Source organism: Xanthomonas populi, from assembly GCF_002940065.1.
In the GTDB taxonomy this organism is placed as follows: Bacteria; Pseudomonadota; Gammaproteobacteria; order Xanthomonadales; family Xanthomonadaceae; genus Xanthomonas; species Xanthomonas populi.
The window spans coordinates 1-6,023 of the sequence record NZ_MDEJ01000184.1 but is presented as its reverse complement, the minus strand read 5'-3'; the positions used below and the strand labels follow the sequence as shown (position 1 = coordinate 6,023).

The 6,023-nt window shown below is 58.7% G+C and carries 8 protein-coding genes and 1 pseudogene; 7 read left to right on the top strand and 2 right to left on the bottom strand.

Annotated elements, in window-relative coordinates; translation table 11 throughout:
• A pseudogene (locus XpopCFBP1817_RS19035) lies at window positions 1-252 on the top strand (hypothetical protein); the annotation flags it as partial.
• Window positions 253-353: 101 nt separating this feature from the next.
• Here the strand turns inward: XpopCFBP1817_RS19035 and XpopCFBP1817_RS23650 are convergent.
• Entirely contained in the window at window positions 354-464 is a 111-nt protein-coding gene (locus XpopCFBP1817_RS23650) for a DUF3892 domain-containing protein (protein ID WP_279627138.1), read from the bottom strand.
• Between the two features lie 489 nt (window positions 465-953).
• Here XpopCFBP1817_RS23650 and XpopCFBP1817_RS19020 point away from each other — a divergent pair, with 489 nt between their 5' ends.
• The 6 genes from XpopCFBP1817_RS19020 (at window position 954) to XpopCFBP1817_RS23645 (ending at window position 4,977) form a co-directional block, all read left to right on the top strand.
• The gene (locus tag XpopCFBP1817_RS19020) at window positions 954-1,607 is read left to right on the top strand and encodes a nucleotidyl transferase AbiEii/AbiGii toxin family protein (protein WP_244171251.1); all 654 of its coding nucleotides are present in this window, start codon (window positions 954-956) and stop codon (window positions 1,605-1,607) included.
• Between the two features lie 526 nt (window positions 1,608-2,133).
• The gene (locus XpopCFBP1817_RS19015) at window positions 2,134-3,168 is read left to right on the top strand and encodes a DnaB-like helicase C-terminal domain-containing protein (RefSeq protein WP_158251326.1); all 1,035 of its coding nucleotides are present in this window, start codon (window positions 2,134-2,136) and stop codon (window positions 3,166-3,168) included.
• Window positions 3,165-3,392, top strand: a complete 228-nt coding sequence (locus XpopCFBP1817_RS19010; protein WP_128418289.1) for a hypothetical protein — start codon at window positions 3,165-3,167, stop codon at window positions 3,390-3,392. Before XpopCFBP1817_RS19015 ends, XpopCFBP1817_RS19010 begins: the two co-directional genes overlap by 4 nt.
• 10 nt (window positions 3,393-3,402) lie before the next feature.
• The gene (locus XpopCFBP1817_RS22270; RefSeq protein WP_208619669.1) at window positions 3,403-3,942 is read left to right on the top strand and encodes a hypothetical protein; all 540 of its coding nucleotides are present in this window, start codon (window positions 3,403-3,405) and stop codon (window positions 3,940-3,942) included.
• A gap of 5 nt (window positions 3,943-3,947) precedes the next feature.
• Window positions 3,948-4,748, top strand: coding sequence for an ISL3 family transposase (locus XpopCFBP1817_RS19000; RefSeq protein ID WP_279627135.1), 801 nt, complete (start codon window positions 3,948-3,950; stop codon window positions 4,746-4,748).
• Window positions 4,729-4,977, top strand: coding sequence for a DesA/ISL3 alpha bundle tail domain-containing protein (locus XpopCFBP1817_RS23645; RefSeq protein WP_341866022.1), 249 nt, complete (start codon window positions 4,729-4,731; stop codon window positions 4,975-4,977). Before XpopCFBP1817_RS19000 ends, XpopCFBP1817_RS23645 begins: the two co-directional genes overlap by 20 nt.
• Window positions 4,978-5,537: 560 nt before the next feature.
• Here XpopCFBP1817_RS23645 and XpopCFBP1817_RS18995 read toward each other — a convergent pair.
• Window positions 5,538-5,882, bottom strand: a complete 345-nt coding sequence (locus XpopCFBP1817_RS18995; protein ID WP_341866021.1) for an ADP-ribosyltransferase — start codon at window positions 5,880-5,882, stop codon at window positions 5,538-5,540.
• Window positions 5,883-6,023: the final 141 nt, after the last annotated feature.

The window sequence follows — 6,023 nt, the reverse complement described above, 5'->3', positions numbered from 1 at the left end:
ACCGTGTTCGAGGTGCTGCCGGCCAACTACGTGCACGCCCCCAAGATCTACCGACGCGGCCGCCCGGCCGCGTTGAAGGCGTTGGCCAAGCTCCAGCGCCAGGCCAAACCCGCCAAGCCGGCCAAGCCGCCGGCCGGCGCAGCGACCGTGGCCACCGTCGCCAAGATCCTGCCCAGCGATCGGGCGCAGCTGAAACTGCCCGGCCTGCCGCGCACCCGCAAGACCGCCCGCACCGCTGGTGCCGGCGTATGAGCGGCACCGCCCCGGTGGAGGGCATGAGCCAGTAATGGAATTGCCCGGTCTGTCCGCCGATCAGCGATGCCGGCACAAGGCCGGCATCAAGTGTCGTTAGGTCACGGACATTCGGGAAGGCTCAGTAAATTGTCCGGAGTATCGTGATCGGCAGTGGTCCGCAGATATTTTCGGGTATTCGGATTTGATGATTTACAGCCACCGCTTGTAATCGTATCTTAAATTCGGATTCCGTGATTGGTGGACAACGATGCGGCATCAATCGAACTTGGAGCTGGCGGTTGGGCACCTGAATGCGTCGGTTGGGCGCGTGTTGACTCCTGAGCAGCTGGCGACGGCCCTGCGGGCGGGGTCTAGTCGCACGGTGTCGTCATCGCCCACGGCTGCCGCACTGGTGAGCAGTTTGTTCGTTGAACTTGCTCCCGAACTGATCTTTCGGTGCGCAGCCGAAGCGGATGCGGATGTACACCGCGTCAACCAGCTCTACCGGGAAACACTGGCAGATGCCCTACCGCGTGCTCGGGCTTGGGAGAATTCGGTGGAGCACTTCCTATGAGCACGATTTCGCGCGATGAGGTGGTAGCCCATCGACAGTCTGGGTCGTGGCGGAACCTTGAACGGATAGCACTGGGCATCATCGCCGATGTGCGGAGGCAGGCTGGCGACACATTCAACCCCAAGCTCGGCGGTGGAACCGCCTGATGCTGGCGTTGGATCACCGTATCAGCCACGACATCGATCTCTTCATCCGCGATCCTCAGTGGGTCGGCTACGTGTCTCCCCGGTTGAATGACCGTGTTGAAGCCGTGGTATCCGGCTACGAGGAGGCAGCGGATTTCCTCAAGCTGAACCTGCCCGACGGCGAAATCGACTTCATCGTCCGAGGGTCGTTGCTCGGCCTGCCGGATGAATCCTCCGACGACACGTCGTTGCCACTGGAGCCCGTAGCGGAAGTGCTCGCCAAAAAACTGTTTTATCGTGGCGCGTCATTGACTCCACGTGATCTCTTCGACTGGTGGGCCATCGGCACCATGCGTCCTGACTTGATACCCGGAGAGGACATGGCGCGCTTGCTGGAAAGCAAGCGTGAAGGCATTGATCATGCACTTTGCATGCTGCCTCAGTCGCAGGCAGCACAAACCCTGTGGGACGGAATTCTCGCTCCGAAGAAACCCAGCCTCGCTGAAACAGCTCGGTGGGGACGCAACGTGTTGGCTCTCTACAAGGTGGCGCAGCAGATACTGCCAACTACGCCGCTGGAAGTGCGTCGCCTCTCTGAGTATCGAGCGTCAAAGCCCGCAAAGAATGCTCGTTCTCCGGAGGAAGCTTCTGATGATAATGGTCTGGAGTCTTGAGATGGCACAGCGAAGGGTTCCGCTTTTCCTACCGCTAGGCCGCCAATCCGCCGCTGCGTTCGCCCGGTGAAATGAGAGGTTGTCTAACGATGAAGAGTGTTCATCATGAACCGCCCCCAAAGCTCAGAAGAGCTAGCGCCAAGCGCATGTCGGAGCTTAGGACAAGCGGCGATCTAAAAGCCGTGGCCGCAGCTCTGGCGACGGGCGAGATTACCGAGCGACAAGCAAAGAATGCGGCAAAATTCATCCGCGCAGGTCTTGCGATTAGGAGAAATCCAGTTCGCACCCTCCTAATAGGAGACAGTGGTGAGGGACCGTGGCACGGAGAGATTAAACCGTTAGCCGATGGCAAATGGCTGGCCCGCCGGTATGGGCCGGAGTATCGGAACGGAGGTGTGGTTTTTGCTGATGCCGACGCTGCTGAGCAGTACGTTCGCGATGCAGTGGACGCCCTCCCATCTAGTGGTGGGGAGCCGCACTGACAATGGCAACTGAAAGGTCACGGAAGCCAGCGGCGCGGGCCAAGGTGGAGACTCAACGCTCCGCTCACCCCAAAGCCGATGCGGCCCCTACAGCGGACGCGCAGGCCGTCGAGCAAAATGAGGCTGTATCTACAACGTCCCGCGTCCCAGTTGCTATAGAACCCGCTTTGGCACGGTGGTTCGACAGCATGCAAGGTCGATTTAGCGAGCCGGAGCATCCAGACTATTCGACGGGCTACCGCGAACTGGATCAACTCGTTGCTGGTGGGCTACACGCTGAAGATTTGATCGTCATAGGTGGGCGGCCTTCGTCTGGCAAGACGCCGCTTGCACTTGGCTTAAGCCAGCACGTTTCGTTCAAACGTCGCCGAGGCGTGGCGTTCTTCACCCCGGAATCGACGGCGGACCAAGTGGCTTCTCGTCTTGTCGCTTCTCTGAGCGGCGTTGAACTCTCTGCCGTTCGTTCTGGCCGCGTCATGGATGATGATTGGAATGCAATCACATCTGCTGTCCGTTTGCTCAAGCAGGCGCAAATCTGGATCGACGACACACCTGGGCTGACGCCGGACATGCTGCGTGGCAAGGTGCTTCAACTACAGAAGGAGAAGGGTGACATCTCGCTGGTTGTCGTGGACAACCTCCAGCAAATGCGGGTGCCATGCCTCCGCAGCAATCGTGCGGCAGAGGTGGCGGAGATAGCAAGGTCGCTAAAGGAAATTGCCAAGGAAGCCAAAGTTACTGGAGTGGCCACCTCTCATCTGGTGCGCCCGACGGAACGCAATTACAGCAATGGATATCCTGCTCTAACCGATCTTCGCGACTCCGGAGCTATCGAAGATGTCGCAGATGTTGTGATCATGCTTCACCAGCGAAAAGCGGGTTCCGAAAATACTGATGTCATCGTAGCCAAGCAAAAGCATGGGCCGTCAGGTTCATTTCAACTTCGCTTTATCGAGGCCACTTCGCGGATGGAGTCTTACCGGTCCATTGATGAAATAGCGACAGCGAAAGGACTTTCCGATGCAGAGCGGAATGCCTTGGCAGGGGGCCACGATCAAATGCGTAGAGGAACACAATGATTCAGAACGAGGAAAAACTGGCTGGCGTTCTAGGAATCACGACCGAGGAGCTTCGGGATTCTTTGCAGGATATCGGGCTTGCGCTTTTGTTCGACACGGCACGCAGCTTGTACGAGATTGAAGTCGCCAGTGCGGGCGGGGAAATGATCGTGTCAGATCAAGTGCCCGCGAGGCTGCTAAAGCAGGCTTACGATTCGATGTTCGTGGACCCTGCCGAACACTGAGAAGGTGACGATGGAACACAAGGACTTCAAGATCGGCACCGTGTTTCAAACCTGTACAGGGCAACGCTGGCGATGCACGGATGTCGGTAAGCGCACGATTCTCGCCATCGAGCTGAAACCCGAGTTAGATGAAGCATGGTTCGTCGGCCCGCCGTTCGCGGTGCCCGAGGTGCCGTTCGATGAAAAGGAACTTGCGCGAGCGTATAGGAGCAAGATCGATGCCATCAAAGATGCAGTAGCGAAAGCAGATTGCAGTGCACACCCAGGATTCCCGCACGAACAAGTGAGCCTCATGATGCGAGCGCGGACCTCAGGGGCATCGCGTTCTTATCCGAACCACCGGCTCTTGGAAATTGATCGTGTCGGCCTCGATGGGGAAATCTTGCACCCGTTTGCCGCTGAGCAGGATGGAAAGAGTTGGAACATCCGGATATACCGGACATTCGAGCAGACGTTTGATTCCATGCCGGAGGCTGAGTTCATCCGTCTGCGTGCCTCGACTGAGGCGGATGTACGACGACGGAAACAGGCGGTGGCGGCAGCGCCGTAGCCCTCATGCCCGCCAACATCCTGAACCTCCCCGCCTATCGGGTGACGCGGGTCGAGGAGGACGATCACGACTACCACGTCTACGCCGAGGTGATGCAACCGATCACGGCCTGCATCCATTGCCGGTCGGACGCACTGGTCGGCTTTGGACGGCGGGAGCGGCACGTCAAAGACCTACCGATGCACGCCCGGCGTGTCGGGCTGTACATCGACACCCGGCGCTTCCAGTGCCGGAGCTGCGGCAAGACCTTCTACGAGACTCTGCCCGACGTGACCGAGGGTCGCTGGCTGACCGCTCGGCTGGCACGCTGGATCGGCCAGCAGAGCCTCAAGCGGCCGTTCCTGTCGATCTCCGATGAGACTGGCATCGACGAGAAGACCGTCCGTAAAATCTTCCGGGACTACATCAACGAGCTGGAGACGCAGGTGCGCTTCGAGACGCCCAAGATCATGGGCATCGACGAAATTCACCTCATCAAGCCGCGCTGCGTGATCTCCAACATCGGCAACAACACGCTGGTCGATCTGCTGCCGAATCGCGACAAGGACTCGGTGCTCAAGTACCTTGCCAAGATGGATCGCCGCGACAAGGTGCAGGTCGTGGCGATGGACATGTGGACGCCGTACCGGGATGCGGTCGAGACGATGCTCCCGCAGGCCATTATTGTCATCGACAAGTTCCATGTGGTCCGCATGGCGAACGACGCCGTGGAGAAGGCACGCAAGTCCCTGCGTGCGGCACTGACGCCGCCCCAGCGGCGCGGGCTGATGCCACGACCGCTTCGTACTGCTCAAGCGCCAGCGTGACCTGACCGACAAGGATCGCCTCAACCTCGACGGCTGGGCCAAGAACTACCCGGCGCTGGGCGACGCCTACCGCGCCAAGGAGGCGTTCTACGGCATCTACGAGGCCGAGTCGCCCGAGGACGCGGTTCAGCGCTACGCGGCATGGGAGCAAGCCCTGACGCCCGAGATCAGGCCGTACTTCTCCGACCTGCTACATACAGCCAAGCAAGTGGACGCTGAAACTAAATAAACTGGACGAAGCTATCAGCCAAACTGGACGGCGACGTCATTTAGGCTGGACGGTTGTGACTTGCAAAGTCAGCGCAGCCAGGCAAGGAGGATGCAACTCGCATAGCACCGGCTGGCCTGCTGCTGGTCAGAGGCAGCGCTTATAGAGCGCCCAGCGCCGCCTGCGGGAGGACTGCACGGCCACGTACTGCTAGCGAGGGATTCTCACGGAGCCTATGAGCGATCGCCGACAGCCGTTGGTCACCTGGTCATAGATCTGTACGGCGGTGGCCATCGCCGCGCTTAGTGCGCGTTGCCTGCGCCAGGGACGTACGGCTGCTGTCATGGCGCAGCGCTACAACTGGCAAAAAGTAACCGCAACTGACAGGCAAGCGCGTTGCCTGTCAGCAGCGCGCTTGGCCTGTGAGCTGAGAACCCCTTGTCGAGCCGTCCGTTTGCCGTTTCGCGTGGCAGATGATTCTTCAGCAGCCTGTTGCTGCGAAGTTCAGTTCGCTCGAACGCCATCCACACCGCCCACATCCGTACTTCTGGTGAATCCTTCTCCAGGTCGATTCAGAATGCCTACGCGATCTGGCTTTGATAAATCTTCAGGCGGGGATGAGTCTCGTTCTCTTCAATTCGTGTTACCTCAAAGCGGGTGCCAGGAGGGAAGAGAACTTCCTGCTCATTCGGGCGCTCTGAAAACATGGAGATGCGTTTTCCAGTTGTTGAATTGCTTTCCCACTCGACTGCCATTCCTTTCCAGGATGCATTCTTGGTTTCTGAGGTCGCGAAAAATCGGTGGTCCGTGGTGATGCTTCCTTCTTGGTATCGCTCCGACACACACTCCGGCAACTGATCTTCGCCGGTGAAGACAGTCCCTTGATATGAATATTCTTCGGGAAGCGAGTGCAGGGCGGAAATGATGCATTTTGCAAATGCAAGGCCATGAGCAGTTGATACGCCCAGGTTTTCCTAGACATCTCAAGGCCATGGAAAATGGTCGATTCGGAGGTGTCTATGAGCAGCAAGCGTTATACGGATGAGTTCAAGATCGAGGCGGTCCGG

What these genes read in the sequence shown, in the direction of transcription:
- XpopCFBP1817_RS19010 (WP_128418289.1), top strand. Translation starts at nt 3,165, where the DNA reads ATGATTCAGAACGAGGAAAAACTGGCTGGCGTTCTAGGAATCACGACC.
- XpopCFBP1817_RS22270 (WP_208619669.1), top strand. Translation starts at nt 3,403, where the DNA reads ATGGAACACAAGGACTTCAAGATCGGCACCGTGTTTCAAACCTGTACA.
- XpopCFBP1817_RS19000 (WP_279627135.1), top strand. Translation starts at nt 3,948, where the DNA reads ATGCCCGCCAACATCCTGAACCTCCCCGCCTATCGGGTGACGCGGGTC.
- XpopCFBP1817_RS19020 (WP_244171251.1), top strand. Translation starts at nt 954, where the DNA reads ATGCTGGCGTTGGATCACCGTATCAGCCACGACATCGATCTCTTCATC.